Origin of the sequence: Aeromonas sp. SE22 (assembly GCF_038739755.1) — a bacterium.
GTDB classification, from domain to species: Bacteria; Pseudomonadota; Gammaproteobacteria; order Enterobacterales; family Aeromonadaceae; genus Aeromonas; species Aeromonas jandaei.
In genome coordinates this window covers 1-20,123 of sequence record NZ_JBCGFD010000020.1, presented here as the reverse complement: position 1 = coordinate 20,123, position 20,123 = coordinate 1, and the positions used below count along the sequence as shown (strand labels likewise).

16 protein-coding genes and 4 tRNA genes are annotated in these 20,123 nt (G+C 58.7%); 11 read left to right on the top strand and 9 right to left on the bottom strand.

Annotated features, from left to right (window positions below):
- Window positions 1–42: 42 nt before the first annotated feature.
- Entirely contained in the window at window positions 43–1,395 is a 1,353-nt protein-coding gene (gene dcuC, locus AAHA39_RS19465; RefSeq protein ID WP_033115719.1) for an anaerobic C4-dicarboxylate transporter DcuC, read from the bottom strand.
- 250 nt (window positions 1,396–1,645) lie between these two features.
- On the opposite strand from dcuC, the gene AAHA39_RS19460 reads away from it, so the two are divergent.
- Window positions 1,646–2,056, top strand: coding sequence for a hypothetical protein (locus AAHA39_RS19460; RefSeq protein WP_231556912.1), 411 nt, complete (start codon window positions 1,646–1,648; stop codon window positions 2,054–2,056).
- Between the two features lie 182 nt (window positions 2,057–2,238).
- Window positions 2,239–2,859, top strand: a complete 621-nt coding sequence (locus tag AAHA39_RS19455; protein WP_320656568.1) for a DUF922 domain-containing protein — start codon at window positions 2,239–2,241, stop codon at window positions 2,857–2,859.
- A 78-nt stretch (window positions 2,860–2,937) separates the two neighbouring features.
- Here the strand turns inward: AAHA39_RS19455 and mnmC are convergent, their stop codons facing one another.
- Window positions 2,938–4,956, bottom strand: coding sequence for a bifunctional tRNA (5-methylaminomethyl-2-thiouridine)(34)-methyltransferase MnmD/FAD-dependent 5-carboxymethylaminomethyl-2-thiouridine(34) oxidoreductase MnmC (gene mnmC / locus AAHA39_RS19450; protein WP_320656569.1), 2,019 nt, complete (start codon window positions 4,954–4,956; stop codon window positions 2,938–2,940).
- Window positions 4,957–5,046: 90 nt separating this feature from the next.
- Here mnmC and fabB point away from each other — a divergent pair, with 90 nt between their 5' ends.
- The gene (gene fabB, locus AAHA39_RS19445; protein WP_042030619.1) at window positions 5,047–6,258 is read left to right on the top strand and encodes a beta-ketoacyl-ACP synthase I; all 1,212 of its coding nucleotides are present in this window, start codon (window positions 5,047–5,049) and stop codon (window positions 6,256–6,258) included.
- Window positions 6,259–6,497: 239 nt separating this feature from the next.
- Here the strand turns inward: fabB and AAHA39_RS19440 are convergent, their stop codons facing one another.
- Together AAHA39_RS19440 and AAHA39_RS19435 are read right to left on the bottom strand one after the other, a co-directional pair.
- The gene (locus AAHA39_RS19440; protein ID WP_033115819.1) at window positions 6,498–8,183 is read right to left on the bottom strand and encodes an aspartate:alanine antiporter; all 1,686 of its coding nucleotides are present in this window, start codon (window positions 8,181–8,183) and stop codon (window positions 6,498–6,500) included.
- 762 nt (window positions 8,184–8,945) lie between these two features.
- Window positions 8,946–9,021: transfer RNA gene (locus AAHA39_RS19435), tRNA-Asn, on the bottom strand.
- A 133-nt stretch (window positions 9,022–9,154) separates the two neighbouring features.
- Here AAHA39_RS19435 and uvrB point away from each other — a divergent pair.
- The 3 genes from uvrB to AAHA39_RS19420 all read left to right on the top strand — a co-directional run bounded on the left by uvrB (window position 9,155) and on the right by AAHA39_RS19420 (window position 12,248).
- Window positions 9,155–11,167 (top strand): excinuclease ABC subunit UvrB, encoded by a 2,013-nt coding sequence (gene uvrB, locus AAHA39_RS19430; RefSeq protein ID WP_042030616.1) that lies wholly within the window; start codon window positions 9,155–9,157, stop codon window positions 11,165–11,167.
- Window positions 11,164–11,421, top strand: a complete 258-nt coding sequence (locus tag AAHA39_RS19425; protein WP_320656570.1) for a YkvA family protein — start codon at window positions 11,164–11,166, stop codon at window positions 11,419–11,421. Before uvrB ends, AAHA39_RS19425 begins: the two co-directional genes overlap by 4 nt.
- A 179-nt stretch (window positions 11,422–11,600) precedes the next feature.
- On the top strand, window positions 11,601–12,248 hold the full coding sequence (locus AAHA39_RS19420) for a DedA family protein (RefSeq protein ID WP_033115822.1): 648 nt from the start codon (window positions 11,601–11,603) through the stop codon (window positions 12,246–12,248).
- Window positions 12,249–12,331: 83 nt separating this feature from the next.
- Here AAHA39_RS19420 and dsbB read toward each other — a convergent pair whose 3' ends face one another.
- Both dsbB and nhaB read right to left on the bottom strand, forming a co-directional pair.
- Complete coding sequence (dsbB, locus tag AAHA39_RS19415) at window positions 12,332–12,853, bottom strand: disulfide bond formation protein DsbB (RefSeq protein WP_033115823.1); 522 nt, start codon at window positions 12,851–12,853, stop codon at window positions 12,332–12,334.
- 100 nt (window positions 12,854–12,953) lie between these two features.
- Complete coding sequence (gene nhaB / locus AAHA39_RS19410; protein WP_041210759.1) at window positions 12,954–14,534, bottom strand: sodium/proton antiporter NhaB; 1,581 nt, start codon at window positions 14,532–14,534, stop codon at window positions 12,954–12,956.
- Window positions 14,535–14,868: 334 nt separating this feature from the next.
- Here nhaB and fadR point away from each other — a divergent pair, with 334 nt between their 5' ends.
- From fadR to AAHA39_RS19385, 5 genes are all read left to right on the top strand, one after another.
- Window positions 14,869–15,582 (top strand): fatty acid metabolism transcriptional regulator FadR, encoded by a 714-nt coding sequence (gene fadR, locus AAHA39_RS19405; protein WP_033115828.1) that lies wholly within the window; start codon window positions 14,869–14,871, stop codon window positions 15,580–15,582.
- Window positions 15,583–15,885: 303 nt separating this feature from the next.
- A complete protein-coding gene (locus AAHA39_RS19400; protein ID WP_071909966.1) occupies window positions 15,886–16,026 on the top strand; it encodes a TIGR02808 family protein in 141 nt (46 codons plus the stop codon).
- 175 nt (window positions 16,027–16,201) lie between these two features.
- A complete protein-coding gene (locus tag AAHA39_RS19395) occupies window positions 16,202–16,759 on the top strand; it encodes a YaeQ family protein (protein WP_042030612.1) in 558 nt (185 codons plus the stop codon).
- Window positions 16,760–16,771: 12 nt separating this feature from the next.
- On the top strand, window positions 16,772–17,656 hold the full coding sequence (locus tag AAHA39_RS19390; protein WP_071909968.1) for an AEC family transporter: 885 nt from the start codon (window positions 16,772–16,774) through the stop codon (window positions 17,654–17,656).
- A gap of 186 nt (window positions 17,657–17,842) precedes the next feature.
- The gene (locus AAHA39_RS19385; protein WP_033115827.1) at window positions 17,843–19,684 is read left to right on the top strand and encodes a sigma 54-interacting transcriptional regulator; all 1,842 of its coding nucleotides are present in this window, start codon (window positions 17,843–17,845) and stop codon (window positions 19,682–19,684) included.
- A gap of 134 nt (window positions 19,685–19,818) precedes the next feature.
- On the opposite strand, the gene AAHA39_RS19380 is transcribed toward AAHA39_RS19385, so the two are convergent.
- From AAHA39_RS19380 to AAHA39_RS19370, 3 genes are all read right to left on the bottom strand, one after another.
- Window positions 19,819–19,895: transfer RNA gene (locus AAHA39_RS19380), tRNA-Val, on the bottom strand.
- 36 nt (window positions 19,896–19,931) lie between these two features.
- Window positions 19,932–20,008: transfer RNA gene (locus tag AAHA39_RS19375), tRNA-Val, on the bottom strand.
- Between the two features lie 37 nt (window positions 20,009–20,045).
- A tRNA-Val gene (locus tag AAHA39_RS19370) sits at window positions 20,046–20,122 on the bottom strand.
- Window position 20,123: the final 1 nt, after the last annotated feature.

Genomic DNA, 20,123 nt, shown 5'->3' with positions numbered 1-20,123 from the left:
GGGGAGAGATACCAGCCCGGCGCAGACCGGGCTGGTCAGCGATCAGGCCGGAACCATGATCTGGGTGGCGACGATCACCACCAGCAGGCCGACGGCCACTGGCAGCGAAGTGCGTTTGACCACTTCAAATGGCGAGAGTTTGCCCATCCCCGCACAGGCGACCACGACACCGGAGACCGGTGAAATGGTGCGGCCCAGGTTGGAGGCTTGCAGCATGGGGATCACCAGATAGGCCGGGTTGATGCCAAGGCTGGTGGCCAGATTGGGGATCAGTTCCACGAAGGCGTAGAAGGGGGCGTTGCCCGAGCCGGTGGTGAAGGCGGCCAGGGTGGTGATCACCACCAGTGACAGCATCATGATCATACCGCCCGAGCCCAGATCCTGGGCGTGGGCCAGCAGGGTATCGATAAAGCCAATGGTCATCAGACCCTGAGCGAAGACACCGGCACCGACCAGCAGCATCACCACGCCAGCAAAGGCATCGGCCATGTTGCGCCAGCAGACCTGCAGGCCATCCAGCAGCTCCTTGCCGTTGCGCAGGCGTACCAGCTCCAGCAGGCTGGCCAGTACCATGCACATGACGATGATGGTGACGATATCGAGCTGCGGGCCCCATTTGCCGTCAAACACCAGCACCCCGATGATGGGGGTGAAGGGGAGAATGGCGTAGAAGCCGGGCGCCGTAGTGATGAGGTCGCTCGGCGCGACCGGCTCGTTGTGCTCGCCGGATTTCTGATCGAGGTAGCGCTGCCAGAAGAAGTGGGTCACCGCCATGCAGGCGATGGCGACCAGCGAGATGGGCAGGGTCAGCTTGAAGGCAAAGTCCAGCAGCGGCATGTTGGCAGCCTGGGCTGCCATCACCACGTCACCGGAGGTAGGTGCCAGAATGATGGCGGCCGGCGAGGCGCACACGGCGGCCGCGGCGCCACGGGAGATCCCCATGTTGACCATCAGCGGGAACAGGGTCGCCATCAGCAGCACGCCCAGACCGGTGGCGGAGCTGACCGCCAGCGACATGGCGCAGGCCACCAGATAGGCGGCAACCAGCAGGATATAGGGGGATTTGATGATGCCGAGCGGTTTGCTGGCCAGCTTGACCAGAATGGTGTTGGCACCGATGTGGCTCATGTAGCCGGCGAAGCCGCACAGCACCATGATCAGCATCCCCAGTCCACCGCCACGATCGTTGAGCAGGAAGCGGACATATTCGAAGATATCGGTGGCGATATAACCGGTGCTTGTCACCTTGCTCGGCAGCACCGGCTTGCCCATCAGGGCCGTGACGACCAGCAGCAGCAAGCCGCCGCTCAGCAACACGCCTGTCGCTGAGTATCCTTTGAAGATGGCGCGCCCGACCACCAGAGTGACCAGGGTGCCGATGATGAGTTCCAGCATCTATTCCATTCCATTAAACAAGAGGGGTTCGGAGTCTATTCCTATAGAGGTAATTTGGCGATATGAAACTCAATGCAGTGTGAACCTAATCAACGTTTGGCCAGTTTTGCAGAATTAAAGAAGGGTAAAGGTGCTTTACCCTGAATTTTTGACGTAATAGCCTTACCGCCCTCAGGTTTTCTTTTGAGGCTTTTGTATGGTTTTTCGTCGTTTGTCAGGTGTTAAACGCTGGATATGGCTCCTTTGCTGGATGTTGCTGCCGCTGCCGGCCGTTGCCATGAAGAACGATGGATTTCATCAGACCGGCCCCCATCAGGCGGTCGCCATGCGGCGATTGATGGCTGCCCACTCCTACGGTGTGGTGGTGGTGGCCAGAGGGCAGGTTCCCCGTTATGCCGCTTTGGCATCGCGCATGAGTGAGGGGGAGTGTATGAATCGCAATGGCATCCGGGTGGACGGTGTGGCGGTGCTGGTGATCCCCCGGTTCTATCCCGGGGAGGGAAAACGGGGGCTTTGCGAGCTGTGGCTGAAAGAGGGGGCAGATCAGGACTTTTTTGCCAACCGTCTTAAAAATGATCAGTTCATTCAGATAGATGGTCACGATATCAATGTGAAAAACTACCACCTCAACTGGCTGCGCATCAGTCGCTCTGCCCAATAAAAATACAGATTTGGCCTTGTGCCATACTCTGCTCACGGAACCTGTGAGCGGGCTCTGATTTCTGGCCCATCATTGTGTTGCGCCATATCTTTGGCACACATAGGCTATAGACGTTATCTGTGTGGCGGCGCGTTTCCCCAAGGTCGGTACTTCGCCCGTGCAATCAAGGAAGGTAGTCTGGCATGGTCAGCAAGTTCTATGGAGTGGTAGTGGGGGTTGCGGCGCTGCTGTTGCCCCTGGCAAGTCAGGCGCAGCCAATCAGGCCGCAAGTGGTCCCCGAGTCCCGTATCAATGTTCGTTTTTATGAGGTCAGTGCAACTCAGCCAGATCAACTGGCCCAAGCTATTGCCCAGAGTGCACCCAAGGTGAACGGCAACCCCGTGCTTGGCAAGGCGAGTTATCAGCTCGATTGGCAACTTGAGACCGATCAGCTGCAGGGGCTTTGCCAGCTGAGCAGAGTCACCGTCACCACCCGTGCGACGGTTGAGTTGCCCCGCTGGCGCCAGAGTGAAAGTAGTGGTGAAGGTAAGAACAACTCCGCCGATCCGGCGCGCCAGCGCTGGGCTCGCTTGCTGGCCAGCATGTTCGACTATGAGTCCCGCTTCAAGGAGATGGTTCAGCAAGGTGCCAATCAGGTTGGCGGCGCCATTGCTGATTTGCCAGCTCACAGCGACTGTCAGGCTCTGCGTTATGCCGCCTGGGCGGCGGGGCAGGGAGAGTTGGTGAAGATCCGCAGCCGGATTGCCGATTTTCAGCGACAAACCCGTTATGGCGAGCAACTTGGAGTCCACTGGCCCAAGTAGTCCGGCTAATCAAGATATGCACAACATATAGAGAAAGGCCGTCCCTGTGGGCGGCCTTGTCGTTTCGGGCCGTTGGCATTATGCCAGCGCTTTGCCCTTGAGCAGCTTGCGTACCCAGTAGCGGGCCGGGTGGAGCGCTTCCAGCAGATCGGCTGCCAGCGGCAGCGGATCACCGCAGATCTCGCTGGCAAGCAGCTCGCCACAAAGCGGCGCCGAGCAGAGACCTCTTGAGCCCATCGCCCCCAGCACATAGAGGCCGGGGTGGCACGGTAGGGGGGCAGCACCTTGCTGATCGGTGTGCAGCCCGGCGTAGTGAGCCGCCAGGCTTGCCAATCTGGCGACTGGCCCCACCACCGGCAGGTGATCCCGGCTGGCACAACGCACCCCTACCCGAGCCTCATTGCCGCTGACATCCACCTCACCGGGCCAGCTTTGCTCCGGCAGGCAGGCTTGCAGCCGCGCCTGGTTCTCGCGCTGCTCTTCAGCGCGAAACGCAAGATTGGTCTGGTTGCGGCCATAGCTGGCGCCGATGCAGTGGTGATCGTTATGGGCTGGAGTGAGGTAGCCATCGTAGCAGAGCACGGTCTTGAGCCGGCTCAGGCTGGCTGAGGTCGGCACATGGCTCACCTGACCGCGCACCGGATAGAGCGGCAGCTCGGCAAAGGGGATGAGCTCAGGCAGCTTGTGTCCGGCGGCAACCACCAGATTGGGGGCTTGCCAGCGGCGTCCGTCACGGCTCTCGAGCTGCCAGCCATCCACCTGTTCGGCAATGGTGACCACCTCGGTGTTGAACACTACCTCCAGCAACCCGCTGGCTTGTGCTTCCTTGATGGCTGCGCGGGTGAGATCCGCCGGGCAGAGCCAGCCGCCCAGCGGGTAGCTGACGCCGCTGTGGCCGCAGGGCAGGCCGACGACTTGTGCTACTTCCACGGTCGAGAGGGGTTGCATCAGCTCGAGCGGGAAGGGGCCCTGACTCATTTTCGCCAGCTTGGCGGCCGATTTGTCGTCATAACCGAGCTGGGTTACCCCGCACAGGGCAAAGGCGACGGGATGGCGCTCGGCCATTGCCAGCAGGCGGTGGCGGGCATAGCCAAAGGCGAGCGAATAGAAACGCGACAGCGCATCGTGCTCGCCGTTAAGCAGTGGATAGAGGGCTCCCTGGCGGTTGCCTGAGGCGCCGTTGGCTGGCTCGTCATCTTCACAGAGCAGGGTCACCTTGCGGCCACGCTCTACCAGAGAGAGCGCCGTCATGGCCGAGGCGATGCCGCCGCCAATGATCAGTACCTCGCCATCCCTACCTGCCGGGCGTGCATACCAGGGGGCAATGGTCTGTTGCGGCTGCTTGTCGGTGCGCTCACCCGCCAGCATCTCCCGCTTGCTGCCGTGCCCTTTCACCTTCTTCATGGCAAAGCCTGCAGCAATCAGGCCGCGGCGCACGAAGCCGGCACAGGTGAAGGTGGCGATGGTGGCGGCAGGACGGGCGAGGCGAGCCAGGCCGTCGAACAACGCTTGCGTCCACATCTCGGGGTTCTTGGCGGGGGAAAAGCCATCCAGATACCAGGCATCCACCAGCCCCTCAGCGTGGTGGGGCAGTTGCGGCATCATATCCTTGATATCGCCCAACCAGAGATCGAGCCGGATCCGGCCACCGGCAAAGATAAGACGATGACAGCCGGACACCGGGATGGGCCACTGCGCGATGAGCGCCTGGCTCAAGGAAGAGAGCTCGGGCCATGCGGCCAGCGCTTTGCGCAGATCGCTCTGGGTTAGGGGGTATTTTTCGAAACTGATGAAGTGAAGGCGAGAGCCGTTGCCGGTTTGGGGCGCCTGTTCAAGAAAGGCTGCCATTGTCGCCAGAAAGTTAAGACCTGTGCCGAAACCTGTCTCACCTATCACGAAAGTGTCACGATCGTGGTGCAAAAATCGCGCTGGCAGCCGGTTTTGCTGCAAAAAGACATAGCGCGTTTCAGCTAGACCGTTATCATTGGAAAAGTACACATCCCCGAACTCACTGGAGACTGGAGTTCCCGCCTCGTTCCAGTCCAATCGGGCATGATGTAAGGATGTTTGACTCACGTTTTCCTCGGCTCGCGTCACAAAAACGCGGGCATTCTACGTGAAAGCAGACCAGTTTGGCAGCCGAAAGCGGGTAGACTTGGCGCCAGTTTTTCCAGACGAGATGAATTAATGAGAAGAGCAGTGATCACCGGTATCGGCGTCATCTCCAGTATCGGCAACAACAAGGAAGAAGTGCTGGCCTCCCTGAAAGCAGGTAAATCCGGCATCACCTATTCCGAGCAGTTCGAGCAGCACAACCTGCGCAGCCGTGTCTGGGGTAATATCAAACTCGAGCCGTCTGAACTGATCGACCGTAAAGTCATGCGTTTCATGGGTGACGCTGCGGCCTACGCCTACCTCTCCATGCAGCAGGCCATTGAAGATGCCGGTCTGGCGCAAGAGCAGGTCTCCAACGAGCGTACCGGCCTGGTGGTCGGCTCAGGTGGTGCTTCCGGCAAGAACACCTCGGAGTCTGTGGACATCGCCCGTGAAAAAGGGGTCAAGCGTGTGGGCCCTTACATGGTGCCGCGCACCATGTCTTCGACCACCTCTGCCTGTCTGGCGACTCCGTACCAGATCAAGGGGGTCAACTACTCCATCAGCTCCGCCTGCGCCACCTCTGCCCACTGCATCGGTCACGCGCTGGAGCTGATCCAGCTTGGCAAACAGGATGTGGTCTTCGCTGGTGGCGGCGAGGAGCTGGACTGGTCCTCTACCATCCAGTTTGACGCCATGGGTGCACTCTCTACCAAGTACAACGACACGCCGGAAAAAGCGTCCCGTACCTATGATGCGAACCGCGATGGTTTCGTTATCTCCGGTGGCGGCGGCATCCTGGTGGTTGAGGAGCTGGAACACGCTCTGGCCCGTGGTGCTCACATCTATGCCGAGCTGACCGGTTACGGTGCTACTTCTGATGGCTACGACATGGTTGCCCCGAGTGGCGAAGGCGCGGTGCGTTGCATGAAGATGGCAATGCAGGGTGTCGGCAAGGTTGATTACATCAACACCCACGGTACCTCCACCCCGGTTGGCGATACCAAGGAGCTGGAAGCTATCCAGACTCTGTTTGGCGCCAACGGTCCCAAGATCTCCGCCACCAAGGCGATGACCGGTCATGCGCTGGGCGCTGCCGGCGTGCACGAGGCTGTTTACTCCCTGCTGATGATGGAGCACGGCTTTATCGCCCCCAGCATCAACATCGAGACTCTGGACGAGAAAGCGGAAGGTCTGCCCATCGTGCGCGAGTACGAAGAGGCCGAGCTCAACACCGTCATGTCCAACAGCTTCGGCTTTGGCGGTACCAACGCCTCCCTGGTGTTCAGCAAGTTCAAAGCCTGATCATCCGGTTGATATGAAAAAAGCGCCTCAGGGCGCTTTTTTTGTTTTCGTGATCTGCCATCACTCATTGCAGAGCAGAGCAGAGCAGAGCAGAGCAGAGCAGAGCAGAGCAGAGCAGAGCAGATGGTTGGTGTCAGGTGAGGTCACACCAATGAGCCAGCTCCGCATCTTGGGAGAAAGGCAGATAGCAAGAAGGGAGCCTGAGGCTCCCTTCTTTGTTAGCGGTAACTTGATGGCTGCTAGAACCAGAAGCCGATGATAAAGGAGCCTGCCAGCGTCAGCATCACGTTTGCCACCGCATAGGTACCTGCGTAGCCAAGCGCCGGAATGGAGCTGTTGGCGGCCTCGTTGACCACATCCATGGCGGGAGCGCAGGTACGGGCACCTGTGATGGCGCCGAGCAGCAGTGCCGGGTTCATCTTCAATACCCAGACCCCGAACAGGTAGCCGACCAGTACCGGCAGGGTGGTGACCAGCATACCGGAGAAGAGCACCACGGCACCCACTTCGCTCAGGTGGTCCAGAATGCCACCACCCGCCTTGAGACCAGTGCTGACCATAAAGACCGCCAGACCAAGATCCTTGGCCAGTCGCAGGGCGCCCGGGGGCACGTAGCCGACCGTCGGGTGGTTGGCCCGCAGATACCCCATCAGAATGCCTGCCAGCAGCAGACCGACCGCGTTGCCGAGGCCAAATTCAATCTGGCCGAACACCAGCGAGACGGAACCGATCAGCAGCCCCAGCACAAAGAAGGTGGTGAACGCCACCAGATCCGTGGTCTGGCTGTGGATACTGATAAAGCCGATCTTGTTGGCCAGCAGTTTGACCCGCTGTTTTTCGCCGCTTATCTGCAGCACGTCGCCTTTTTGCAGCATGATGTTGCGATCGAACGGCATCTCGATTTGGGAACGCACCACCCGGTTGAGGAAGCACCCCTTCTCGGTCAGGTTGAGTTCCACCAGATGACGGCCGACCACGGAATCGTTCTTTACCACGATCTCTTCGGTGACGATCTGCAGGTCGAGCAGGTTGCGATCAAACACCTCTTTACCGTTGCGGTAGTTGACGTCCAGCTTCTCGTGGCTTTCGGGATAGCCCACCAGCGCGATCTCGTCCCCTTCCTGAATGACGGCATCGCCATCGGGACTGGCGAGAATGCCGTTGCGGCGGATCCGCTCCACATAGCAGCCGGTGTGGGGATAGATGCCGGTCTCACGCAGGGTGCGGCCGCCAATCCATGCTGCCAGCTCGGGGCCAACCCGATAGGCGCGGATGATGGGCAGGTAGGTCTTGCGACTGTCGCTGTCGGAGAGACCCCGCTCACGGGCAATTTTTTGCGCCTCGGTGTTGAGATCGAGCCGTGCCAGCGACGGCAGGTAGCGCACTACCAGCATCAGGCCGACCAGACCCACCAGATAGGTCAGGGCGTAGCCGATGCCCATGTTGTCGAGCACCGCCTGCATATCGGTCTGATGGGGCAGGTTGAGCAGGCCACTGCGCAGGGCATCCTGGGCACCGACCAGCGCAGGGGTCGAGGTGAGCGATCCCGCCAGAATGCCAGCCGCCATCCCGGGCCCCAGATTGAAGAACTTGGCCAGCCCTACCGTCAGGAAGAGAGCGGTCAGCAGGATCACCAGGGTCAGGGTGATGTAGTGGATGCCATCGCGCAGGAAGACGCTGAAGAAGTGGGGCCCGGCTTCGATCCCCACGCAGAAGATGAAGAGCATGAAGCCGACATTCTCGGTCGTGGCGGTGAACTCGAAGCCCATCTGGCCAAACAGCAGGGCGGTAAACAGCACACCTATGGTGTTGCCAATCTGAAAGTTGCCAATCCGTACCTTGCCAAGCAGCAGGCCAAAAGCCAGCACCACGAAGAGCAGCAGGGAGTCGCTTTGATGTAGCAGTGTCACAAAGTCTATGGTCATGCCCGGAAAAACCGAGGAAAAAAGTGGGGCCGATATTGTGCCGGATCTATCCCCAATAAAGAAGCGCAAGGGGCCGATTAATCGAAAGGGATCTCGCACTATTTCGAGGCGATAGGGGGGCAAGGGGGAAAAAGAGGGAGCTTATTGCTGTGCCCCTCAGTGTCAATTAGTGAAAAATGCTGGTGGCCTCGCTTGGGGGATGGCAGAGGTAAAAACTTTAGATTCTGCTGCCACAACGCTTGATCGAGATCAGTTTCAGAAGATTCAACCAGCGGGATCAGAGGGTGGGCACGAGGTGAAACAGGGGATGATTTGCCTGTTCGCCCAGCCTGACTGGCCTGGCAAAAAGATATCTCGAGAAAGGTTCAAAAGACCCCTTTTGCGCCACTGACCAGAGATGCGTAAAAACAGCATAAAATCAGGTTTCGTTGCAAAACCGCTCCTGAAAAGCCGGGGTTGCCAGCTATCCCGCGTCCCGACAGGGATTGCGGCAGTTACCCACAGAATCTGTGGATAACCCTGTTTATGAATCTTGTTCATCGGCCGGAAAGCCGCGTCACGACTGGGCTGCAAGTGCTGTTCAAAAAATACCGCATAAAAAAACTTGCTATAAAAATCAAATAGTTAGATATGGCAGAAGAAAACTCTGCTAGGGGGAGCGCGGGAGGAAACGGGAAACGGATCCGCAAACGGGATCTTGTGCATTAAAAAAAGCTGGGGAGGGCACTAAAGTGGATAACTTGCACCGATATGGTGAGGAATTGGCTCCCCCGACTGGACTTGAACCAGTGACATACGGATTAACAGTCCGCCGTTCTACCGACTGAACTACGGGGGAACATCAGGCAAGGAGGGGCATCATACAGAAGGCGCCGGAGAGGGTCAAGCCGTTCGCGCCACCGCAAGCGAGTGTACCGCCGGGAAGCACTCGGTTACACTGCGCTACTTGCTGTTTTGTGTCGGGAGTCTTCATGAGCAAACTGTTCAAACTAGCCAGCCAGTTTCAACCCGCCGGGGATCAGCCCGCTGCAATAGCCAGGCTGCTCGATGGCATCGAGTCAGGGCTGGCCCACCAGACCCTGCTCGGGGTGACCGGTTCAGGCAAGACCTTCACCATGGCCAACGTCATCGCCACCCTCAATCGCCCGACCATGATTTTGGCCCCCAACAAGACCTTGGCCGCCCAGCTCTACGGCGAGATGAAGGAGTTCTTCCCCGACAATGCGGTGGAGTATTTCGTCTCCTATTACGACTACTACCAGCCCGAAGCCTATGTGCCGACCACCGATACCTTCATCGAGAAGGATGCCTCCATCAACGATCACATCGAGCAGATGCGATTGTCGGCCACCAAGGCGCTGCTGGAGCGGCGCGACGTGGTGATCGTCGCCTCGGTGTCGGCCATCTATGGTCTGGGGGATCCGCAGGCCTACCTCAGCATGATGCTGCATCTGAAAGTGGGGGATGTGATCAACCAGCGGGATATCCTGCGCCGGCTCGCCGAGCTGCAGTACACCCGCAACGACATGGCTTTCCAGCGTGGCACCTTCCGGGTACGCGGCGAGGTGATCGACATCTACCCCGCCGAATCGGACAAGCTTGCCCTGCGGGTAGAGCTGTTTGATGAAGAGGTGGAGCGCCTCTCTCTCTTCGACCCGCTGACCGGCGCCATTGAGCAGACGGTGGTGCGCTACACCATCTATCCCAAGACCCACTATGCCACCCCGCGCGAGACCATCCTCGGCGCCATCGAGCACATCAAGGAGGAGCTCAGAGGGCGTCGCGAACAGCTGATGTCACTCAACAAGCTGGTGGAGGAGCAGCGCATCAGCCAGCGTACCCAGTTCGACATGGAGATGATGCAGGAGCTGGGTTACTGCTCCGGCATCGAGAACTACAGTCGCTACCTCTCCGGCCGCGCGCCGGGGGAGCCGCCGCCCACCCTGTTTGACTACCTGCCGGGGGATGGCCTGCTCATCATCGATGAATCCCACGTAACCGTGCCGCAGATCGGCGCCATGTTCAAAGGGGACCGCTCCCGCAAGGAGACTCTGGTGGAGTACGGTTTCCGGCTTCCCTCGGCGCTCGACAACCGGCCGCTCAAGTTCGATGAATTTGAGGCGCTGATGCCGCAGACGGTGTTTGTCTCGGCGACCCCCGGCCCCTACGAGCTGGAGAAATCCGGTGGCGATGTGGTGCAGCAGGTGGTGCGTCCCACCGGCCTGCTCGATCCCGAGGTGGAAGTACGGCCAGTCAGCACCCAGGTGGACGATCTGCTCTCCGAGATCCGCAAGCGGGTTGCCGTGGAGGAGCGGGTGCTGGTCACCACCCTGACCAAGCGAATGGCTGAGGATCTGACCGAATATCTGGCGGAGCACGGGGTCAAGGTGCGCTACCTCCACTCCGACATCGATACTGTGGAGCGGGTGGAGATCATCCGTGATTTGCGTCTCGGCAAGTTTGACGTGCTGGTGGGGATCAACCTGTTGCGGGAAGGTCTCGACATGCCGGAAGTGTCGCTGGTGGCGATTCTCGATGCGGATAAAGAGGGCTTCCTGCGCTCCACCCGTTCGCTGATCCAGACCATAGGCCGGGCGGCGCGCAACCTCAACGGCAAGGTCATCCTCTACGGCGATACCATTACCAACTCCATGCAGGTGGCGATTGAAGAGACCGAGCGGCGCCGTGCCCTGCAGCATGCCCACAACCTCAAGCACGGCATCGTGCCCAAAGGGCTCAACAAGTCGGTGGGGGATGTGATGGACATGGGGGGAAGCCGTCCCACCGGCAAACCGGGCAAAGGGAGCCGCAAGGCCGCCGAACCGCAAGGGGAGTACCATGCCCGCTCTGCCAGCGAGATTGCCAAAGAGATCAAACGGATGGAGGAGCAGATGTTCCAGCATGCGCGGGATCTGGAGTTCGAGCAGGCGGCCGCACTGCGGGATCAGATCCAGCGGTTGCGCAGCGAGCTGATAGAGTCATGAGCACCAGACGCGGATTGCTCTGGCGGCGAGTACGCCGCCTCTATCAGGGCTTTTGCCATCCCGGTACCCCCTGGTGGGCCAAGGGGCTGGTGATCCTTATCCTGCTTTACGGCATCAGTCCGGTAGATCTGGTGCCGGACATGATCCCGCTTTTTGGCTGGCTCGACGATGCGACCCTGCTGCTAATTCTGCTGTGGGGTTGGGAGCGTTGCCTGCCGCAGCAGGTGCGCCACGAGCTGGAGGTAAAGCAGTAAGTCACACTCTCTGTCACCATTTTCCCGTTTGCTGAAGAAGCCAGTGCGGGCGGTACAGCAGGAAAAACGGTTTCATTTGGCTGAGGGGGTTGCGGGCTTAAAAAGAGGCCGGCCCAGCGATTGTGAGCCGACTGGCATTGGCGTAGACTCCACGCCGTTCACTTTACGAGTATGGAAAAATGGATCTGATCCTCTTTGCAATCGACTTTATTCTGCACGTTGACGTGCATTTGAAAGAGCTGTTTGAAAACTACGGCATCTGGGTTTACGCCATCCTGTTTCTCATCATCTTCTGCGAGACCGGACTGGTGGTGACCCCCTTCCTGCCGGGTGACTCCCTGCTGTTTGCTGCCGGTGCACTCACCGTGGGCAGCGTGCTGGATGTCCATACCCTGGCGGCCGTGCTGATCATCGCGGCTGTGCTGGGCAACGTGGTCAACTACACCATAGGTCACTTTTTTGGCGAACAGCTGTTCCGCAACCCGGATTCAAAAATCTTCCGCCGCGACTATCTGGAGAAGACCCACGCCTTCTATGCCAAACATGGTGGCAAGACCATCATCATTACCCGCTTCCTGCCCATCGTGCGTACCTTCGCCCCCTTCGTGGCTGGCATGGGTGCCATGACCTATCCGCGCTTCCTCGCCTTCAATCTGGTTGGTGGTCTGCTGTGGGTGCTGTCGTTTGTCTATGCGGGCCACTTCTTTGGCAACCTGCCGGTAGTGCGCCAGAACTTTACCCTGCTTATCTTCGGCATCATCGGCATCTCGCTGCTGCCAATGGTCATCGGGGCGATCAAGGCCAAGATGGGCGCCGCCAAGGCGTAACCAGCGGTCAGAAAGCATGAGAAAGGGGGAGCCATTATGGCTCCCCCTTTTTGTTGTTAACGATTTCTACGCCCATGCAAACGTCAGTTGCAGCAGCGTCCTTTCACCAGATTGCCGATGGCTACTACCACGAAAACCAGCAGATAGGCTGCGAAGATGGCGACCAGCCACTGGGGCATGGAGAAGTCGAAGAAACGCCAGCTGATCTCGGCACAATCGCCGTCCGGGAAGAAGAGCCAGGGGATCCACTGATCGAGGGGGGCCCAGCTCGGGAAGTCGGCAAACGGGCTGCAGACGTTGAACGGGGAGGGGTTCATCTGATAGTCGACGTGCTTGAGGGCCAGCTGGAAGCCACGGAAGGCGCTGTATCCCCACAGCAGCATGGCGCTCCAGCGCAGATACCACTTCTGCGGAGCGATGAGACCAACAAGACCGGCCGTGAGCACCCCCAGGGTGGCGAGCCGTTCGTAGACACACATGACGCAGGGGTGAAGCCCGAGCACATGCTGGAAGAAGAGGGCACACAGCTCAAGGAACAGGGCGGAGGCAGCGAGCAGCCCCCACGCCAGTCGATTGGCTGCCAAACGGCGCAGAAACTCGATCATCTGATTGATCTCTCAGAAAAAAATAGTGGCTGAATTAGAGCAGAGCGGACAGCAAAAGAAAAGGGTCCGCAGGGACCCTTCTCGATTAGGCACAACGGGTTCAGTGGAGTGCGGGCGCCACGGCGGCTGCACCCTCTGACAGCACCAGCCATCCCTGCTGATAGAACCACTGGGTGGCGGGGCCGAGCAGCAACTCGACCGCAAAGAAGCCGACCAGTCCCAGCACTAGGGTGTAGGGCAGCGCCATCCACACCATGCGGCCATAGGAGAGGCGCAGCAGTGGCGCCAGTGCCGAGGTCAGCATGAAGAGGAAGGCGGCCTGACCGTTGGGGGTGGCGACTGACGGCAGGTTGGTGCCGGTGTTGATGGCCACGGCCAGCAGATCGAACTGCTCGCGACTGATGGCGCCGTTGAGCAGGGCCGTTTTCACCTCGTTGATATAGACGGTACCGACAAAGACGTTGTCACTGACCATGGAGAGCAGACCGTTTGCCATATAGAAGAGGGCCAGCTGCTGCTCGGGTTCGGCCGAGAGCACCCACTGGATCACCGGTTTGAACAGCTGCTGATCGATGATCACCGCCACCACGCTGAAGAAGACCGCCAGCAGCGCGGTGAAGGGCAGTGCCTCTTCAAATGCCTTGCCCAGTGCATGCTCTTCGGTGATGCCGGTGAGCGAGGTGGCCAGCACGATGACCGAAAGACCGATGAGGCCAACTGCCGCCAGATGAAGGGCGAGGCCGATGATGAGCCAGACGGCGATCAGCGCCTGGACAATCAGCTTGGCCTTGTCCTGCGGGCTGCGCTTCGCCTCTTCATAACGGTTGTACTCCTCCATGATGGCGCGCACGTTGTCCGGCAGCAGGGTGCCGTAACCAAACCAGCGGAACCGCTCGACCACCACGCAGGTCAGCAGACCGCAGATGAATACGGGGAGGGTGACCGGTGCCATGCGCACCGCAAACTCGCCAAAGTGCCAGCCAGCCTGCTCGCCGATGATGAGGTTCTGCGGCTCGCCCACCAGGGTGCAGACGCCACCCAGGGCGGTACCGATGGCGGCATGCATCATCAGGCTGCGCAAAAAGGCGCGGAAGTTGTCGAGATCCTGACGGTTGAGTTCGGGCACCTCCTGATCCTGGGTATGGTCGTGGGGATTGCCAAACTCCTTGCCGGAGGAGACCTTGTGGTAGATGGCGTAGAAGCCGGTGGCGACGCTGATCACCACGGCAATCACGGTCAGGGCGTCGAGAAACGCCGACAGGAAGGCGGAGACCAGACAGAAGGAGAGGGAGAGCAGGATCTTGGAGCGCACCCCGATCAGCAGCTTGGTAAAGACGAAAAGCAACAACTGCTTCATGAAGTAGATGCCGGCCACCATAAAGACCAGCAACAGCAGCACTTCGATGTTGGCGACCAGCTCGTGTTTGACCTGTTCGGCAGAGGTCATGCCGATGAGCACTGCCTCGATGGCCAGCAGACCGCCGGGTTGCAGGGGGTAGCACTTGAGTGCCATGGCAAGGGTGAAGATAAATTCCACCACCAGTAACCAGCCCGCGCTGAAGGGGTCGAGATAGAAGGCGATCGGATTGATCACCAGAAACAGCAGAATGGCGCTTTTATACCAGTGTGGGGCATTGCCGAGGAAGTTCTTGGCAAATGCCTGCCCGAGGCTTATTGGCATGATGTTGGGTCTCTGGGTTGTTGTTGGGATCTTGCATCCATGCAGTCAATGATGGAGCGACCAGTACGTCCGGATGTTGACCTTTCATGAGTTGATGTCACGTGATTTTAATCAAAAAGCGGGCCGATTATAAATAAGAGCAGGCCGGAAGCGGTCTTGATGGTGGTTTAATAACCACACATTGAGCGGCTTCCCACTACAAGGGATGTGATTGAATACAAGTTATCAACAATATTTGTCCCGATGTGAGCAGAGGACTGACCTTCTGCTTGCCAGCCATCATCGCTTTGATATCATTCGTCAGCCTTTTTACGCATTACAACAGAGTCAATTCATGGTTATAAAAGCGCAGAGCCCTGCAGGGTTTGCCGAGGAATACATCATCGAGTCCATCTGGAACAATCGCTTTCCTCCCGGATCCATTCTGCCCGCCGAGCGTGAGTTGTCCGAGTTGATCGGGGTGACGCGGACGACCTTGCGTGAAGTGCTGCAGCGACTGGCCCGTGATGGCTGGCTGACCATCCAGCATGGCAAACCGACCAAGGTGAACAACTTCTGGGAAACCTCGGGTCTCAATATTCTGGAGACGCTGGCTCGTCTCGATCAGGACAAGGTGCCGGATCTGATAGCCCAGTTGCTCTCTGCCCGTACCCACATCTGCACCATCTTTATTCGCGGTGCGATCCGTCACAATCCGGAGCAGGCCGCCGAGATCCTGCGTGGTGCCGATGGGGTCGAGAACAACCCACAGGCCTATGCCGAATTCGATTATCGCCTGCATCACCAGCTGGCGTTTGCTTCCGGCAATCCGATCTACGCGCTGATCCTGAACGGTTTTAAAGGGTTGTATAGCCGGGTCGGTAGCTACTACTTCTCCGACAAGCAGGCCCGCGAGACCGCAGATGCCTACTACAAGACGCTGCTTGGTCTGGCCGAGACCAAAAACCATGAAGCCGTCTTTATGACAGTGCGTCAGTACGGTATCGAGTCAGGCAAACTCTGGACCCGCTTGCGTCAGGATATGCCCAACGATCTGTGTGACAACTGATCGTCAGCCGGACATTCAAAAACGCGCCATCGGGCGCGTTTTTTTATGCCATTGGGTCACGCCGCCAGCCGTTTTATGTCACAAGGCGCACAGGGTGAGGGCTGGTCTGGCCCGATAATGGCCATCTAATCGCTTGATCTGGATGGATATTCGGCCGAAAAAGTTGATCCAGCTCAAATGCTCCCTGCATTTATTACTTTGGTGGCATTGGACTCATACTCACATTGAGGTCAAATGGCCTCACGAGAGCGGAGCCTACATCCGCCAAAAGGAACACACCTTTCACTGGATGAAGGACACACAATGAGTCTTCTTGAACACACCATCTGGACTGTGCTGGGATACGGGGCCATGCCCTTTATCTTTCTGAGCGGATTCGTAGCCGTGGCAGTCACCTGCTGTGCGCTGCTCAATGCGTTCGGAGTCCAGTCCGCCGAGAAGTGAGTCGCTTCTTGATACCGCCAAATGCCAGTCTTCGGACTGGCATTTGTTTTTTCTGTCTTTTAAGGCACTTAAATCCAGGCCTGGGGGCAGAAAGGTTCGAACCTGCCACTGATTTTGATTACACTGACGGCCATATTTTCTACCCCCACTTGTCACAGGGTATTCAAGGTTTTTTATGGCTCTCAAGGCAACCGTATTCAAGGCCCAGATCAGCTTGTCTGATATGGATCGCAACCTCTATCAGGATTTCTCCCTCACGCTGGCGCGCCACCCCTCCGAAACCGACGAACGGATGATGATCCGGTTGGCGGCCTTTGCCTGGCACGCCGCCGAGCGGCTTGAGTTCACCAAGGGGCTCAGCGCCGATGACGAGCCCGAGCTCTGGCGCAAGAACTACTCGGACGAGATCGAGCTCTGGATTGAGCTGGGTCAGCCCGACGAGAAGCGGCTGAAAAAGGCCTGCAACCGCGCCCGCGAAGTGGTGCTCTATCTCTATGGCGGTCGCGGCACCAGCGTCTGGTGGAAGCAGAATCAGGGCAAGCTTGGCCTGCACGACAACCTCAGCATCATCGAGCTCTCCGAGAGCCAGACCCTGCCGCTTACCGAGATGGTGGAGCGCACCATGCAGCTCACCTGCACCATCTCGGAAGGACAGCTCTGGATCAGTAACGGCAGCAAAGAGGTAACCCTCGATCCGCAGCTGTTGATGGGCAAGCCTGCCCGCGAACTGTAACGGGATCTCCCTGTGCTCGGCGCCCTGCTCAATATCGTCATCCCTGTGTTTGCTGTGGTCGGGCTTGGCGCTCTTTATGGCCGATTGCGGCCAGAGGCTGCGCTCGGTTATGTCAATCGTGCCAATATCGAGCTGTTTACCCCGGCGCTGGTTTTCTCCGCCTTGGTCAAGTATCCGCTGGCGCTGGGGGAGCATCTGCCGCTCATCGCGGCCGGCGCGATGGTGATCCTGCTGCCCGGTCTGCTGCTCACGCTACTCAGGCTCAAGGGGATTGAACGGGCGGCGCTCATTCTGCCCGCCATGTTCCGCAATACCGGCAACCTCGGCATTCCCCTGATGGTGCTGGCCTTTGGCGAGCAGCAGCTGGGGGCCATCGTTATCCTCTTTGTGCTCTCCAACCTGCTGCACTTCTCGGTCGGCATGTTTATCCTCTCGGCCAACACCTCCCGCTGGCTCTGGCTGCGCAGTCCGGTGCTATGGGCCGCGCTGGCCGGATTGCTGGTGGCCAATCTGCATATCGCGCTGCCGGAGTATGTGGTGACCACCGCCTCGCTGGTCGGGCAGATCTCGGTGCCACTGATGCTTTTTGCGCTGGGAATTAGATTGACGGAAGGGGAGCTGGATCATTTGGGGCTGGCGCTCAAATGCAACTTGCTCTATCTGCTGGCGGGCGGTTTGTCGTTGCTGCTCGCGATATGGTTGTTGCCTCTCAAGGGGGAGTGGATCCCGCTCCTGATGTTGTCGGTCTCCCTGCCGCCTGCGGTGCTTAATTACATGCTTTGCGAGCAGTACCACTGCCAGCCGGAGAAGGTGGCAAGTATCGTGCTCGGCGGCAATGCTCTCTCGGTGGTGGTGATCCCGCTGTCAGTCTGGCTGGCGCTGCACCTGCCGACCTGATCTTGCTCGCATCTTCTATATTTCTGTTTTTGTTGGTTTTTATCTTCATCTTTGTGCTCATTTTCCCCGTCATTCATTTTCCCTTTTCGTGATCCCCCCCGAAGTTGTGCTGACGGATATCCCTTAGTATCTGGCCAGCATGGCTCCCTTTAGAGGGAGAACAACAAGAACAAAAAGGAATGATGGATGAGATCCGTGAGCAACCAGTGTCTGTTGATGCAGATCCAGCCCACCATCTTGCGTTTTGCCAAGATGCTGGCGAGTGTGCTGCAACTTGAGGTCGAGATCGTCGATGCCGATATGGTGCGGGTGGCGGGCACTGGCCCCTATGGCAAGTTTTTTGGCCGCCAGCTGGAGGGGGACTCCCGCCTGCTGCGCTATGTCATCGACAATCAGCGGGAAAAGATCGTTACCCACACCAGTGATGATCCGGTCTGTGAGGGGTGCAGCTGCAAGGAGAGCTGTCGCGAGCGCGCCTTCCTCGGGGTACCCATCATGGTGGACGAGGGGTGCATCGGGGTGATCAGCCTGGTCGCCTTCAGCGCCGAGCAGCAGGCCCGTCTCAACAACAATCTGCAGGATGTGTGTGACTATGTGCGCCACATCTCCACCATCTTTGTGGCCAAGCTGCTCGACTCGCGCGGCCTGTCGGACGGGGTCAACAAGGTGTTCCTCGATCTGATGACCCACATGGATCAGGGCTGCCTGCTGCTCGACGAGAAAAATCAGGTGCGCTTTGCCAACGAAGCGGCGCTGCATCATCTGGGCTGTCAGCCGGAGCAGCTGCAGGGGCGTGAGGTGGGGATCCGCCCGCTCACCTTTGCCAGGCAGGAGATCAGCGGTCATATCCAGCACATTTTCACCCTGGGGGATCGCCAGGAGTTGATCATCGGTCAGCTGCACCATGTGCAGGGGCAGCAGCTCTTTCTGATGGCTTTTCACCAGTCCCACTCCGGGCAGGTGCGCGAGCCTGACCCCGATGTGCGCATCGACCTGCTGATCGGCGAGAGCAAGCCGATGCGCAACCTCAAGCGGCTGCTGCAGCGCATTGCCCAGAGCCCGTCGAGCGTGCTCATTTGTGGCGAGAGTGGCACCGGCAAGGAGGTGGTGGCCCGCGCGGTTCATCGCCTGAGCCCGCGCCATGACAAACCCTTTATCGCCATCAACTGTGCCGCCATCCCCGAGCAGCTGCTGGAGAGCGAGCTGTTTGGCTATGTGAAGGGATCCTTCACCGGTGCCTCCAGCGGTGGCAAGCAGGGGCTTATTCAGGCGGCCCATCAGGGCACCCTGTTCCTCGACGAGATCGGCGACATGCCGCTCACCATGCAGGCCAAGCTGCTGCGGGTGCTGGAGCTGCGGGAAGTGACCCCCATCGGCGCCAGCCGGCCGGTGCCGGTGGATATTCGTATCATCGCTGCCACCCATCAGCATCTCGACCAGTACATCGCCGAAGGGAAGTTTCGCGAGGATCTCTTCTATCGCATCAACGTCATACCTCTCAACCTGCCGCCGTTGCGCGAGCGGGAAGGGGATGTGGAGCTGCTGACCCACTATTTCCTCAACCAACACACCAGCCGGATCGGTACAGTCTACCCCGGCCTGACGCCGGAGGTGATGGCGCTGCTCAAGGGGTATCGCTGGCCGGGCAACGTGCGCGAACTGAGCAACCTCATCGAATATCTGGTCAACGTCAGCCAGGCGGGTGAGGTGATCGACAGCAGCCTGCTGCCGCCCAACATCATCCGCAATCAGGATCCCCATCCGGTGGTCACCCAGACCATCCCCATCGTGCCCCTGAGCGCCATCCCGGGTGAACCGGTGGCAGCGCAAGGCCCAATGGCGGTGATGCCGGAGAAATTGCAGGATCCTGCCCCGGGAGAGAGCGGGCTGGAGAGCATGGAAAAACAGATGATCGAGGAGACTCTGCAGCGGCTGGGCAACAAGAAGCTGGCGGCGCAGGCATTGGGGATCGGGATTGCCACCCTCTATCGCAAGATAAAGAAGTACGATATTGCCGTACAGGCCTGATGGTCTGGCGGTGTCGATTCAGCCCGTGTCATGCAATTGGTGATGCGGGCTTTTTGTTGGCGCAGCAAAAAAAGCGCAAGAAGGCTGGGGGAGAGAATGAAAAAAGCCCGCTCGATGAGCGTGCTTTTCAAATCTGGTGCGTCCTAGTGGATTCGAACCACCGACCCCCACCATGTCAAGGTGATGCTCTAACCAGCTGAGCTAAGGACGCAGGGTGCGCAATGCGACTTTCTGTTCTGCAGGGAAGTGGTGGGTTTAATTGGATTCGAACCAACGACCCCTACCATGTCAAGGTAGTGCTCTAACCAACTGAGCTATAAACCCACATCAAACTTACATATGCAATATATTCAAACTGTTATGGTGCGTCCTAGTGGATTCGAACCACCGACCCCCACCATGTCAAGGTGATGCTCTAACCAGCTGAGCTAAGGACGCA

Coding starts and splice junctions, on each gene's coding strand:
- AAHA39_RS19440 (WP_033115819.1), bottom strand. CDS start 8,183: ATGACCATAGACTTTGTGACACTGCTACATCAAAGCGACTCCCTGCTG.
- AAHA39_RS19400 (WP_071909966.1), top strand. CDS start 15,886: ATGAGTCTTCTTGAACACACCATCTGGACTGTGCTGGGATACGGGGCC.
- AAHA39_RS19385 (WP_033115827.1), top strand. CDS start 17,843: ATGAGATCCGTGAGCAACCAGTGTCTGTTGATGCAGATCCAGCCCACC.
- uvrB (WP_042030616.1), top strand. CDS start 9,155: ATGAGCAAACTGTTCAAACTAGCCAGCCAGTTTCAACCCGCCGGGGAT.
- fadR (WP_033115828.1), top strand. CDS start 14,869: ATGGTTATAAAAGCGCAGAGCCCTGCAGGGTTTGCCGAGGAATACATC.
- AAHA39_RS19420 (WP_033115822.1), top strand. CDS start 11,601: ATGGATCTGATCCTCTTTGCAATCGACTTTATTCTGCACGTTGACGTG.
- AAHA39_RS19455 (WP_320656568.1), top strand. CDS start 2,239: ATGGTCAGCAAGTTCTATGGAGTGGTAGTGGGGGTTGCGGCGCTGCTG.
- AAHA39_RS19425 (WP_320656570.1), top strand. CDS start 11,164: ATGAGCACCAGACGCGGATTGCTCTGGCGGCGAGTACGCCGCCTCTAT.
- dcuC (WP_033115719.1), bottom strand. CDS start 1,395: ATGCTGGAACTCATCATCGGCACCCTGGTCACTCTGGTGGTCGGGCGC.
- nhaB (WP_041210759.1), bottom strand. CDS start 14,534: ATGCCAATAAGCCTCGGGCAGGCATTTGCCAAGAACTTCCTCGGCAAT.
- AAHA39_RS19460 (WP_231556912.1), top strand. CDS start 1,646: ATGTTGCTGCCGCTGCCGGCCGTTGCCATGAAGAACGATGGATTTCAT.
- dsbB (WP_033115823.1), bottom strand. CDS start 12,853: ATGATCGAGTTTCTGCGCCGTTTGGCAGCCAATCGACTGGCGTGGGGG.
- fabB (WP_042030619.1), top strand. CDS start 5,047: ATGAGAAGAGCAGTGATCACCGGTATCGGCGTCATCTCCAGTATCGGC.
- AAHA39_RS19395 (WP_042030612.1), top strand. CDS start 16,202: ATGGCTCTCAAGGCAACCGTATTCAAGGCCCAGATCAGCTTGTCTGAT.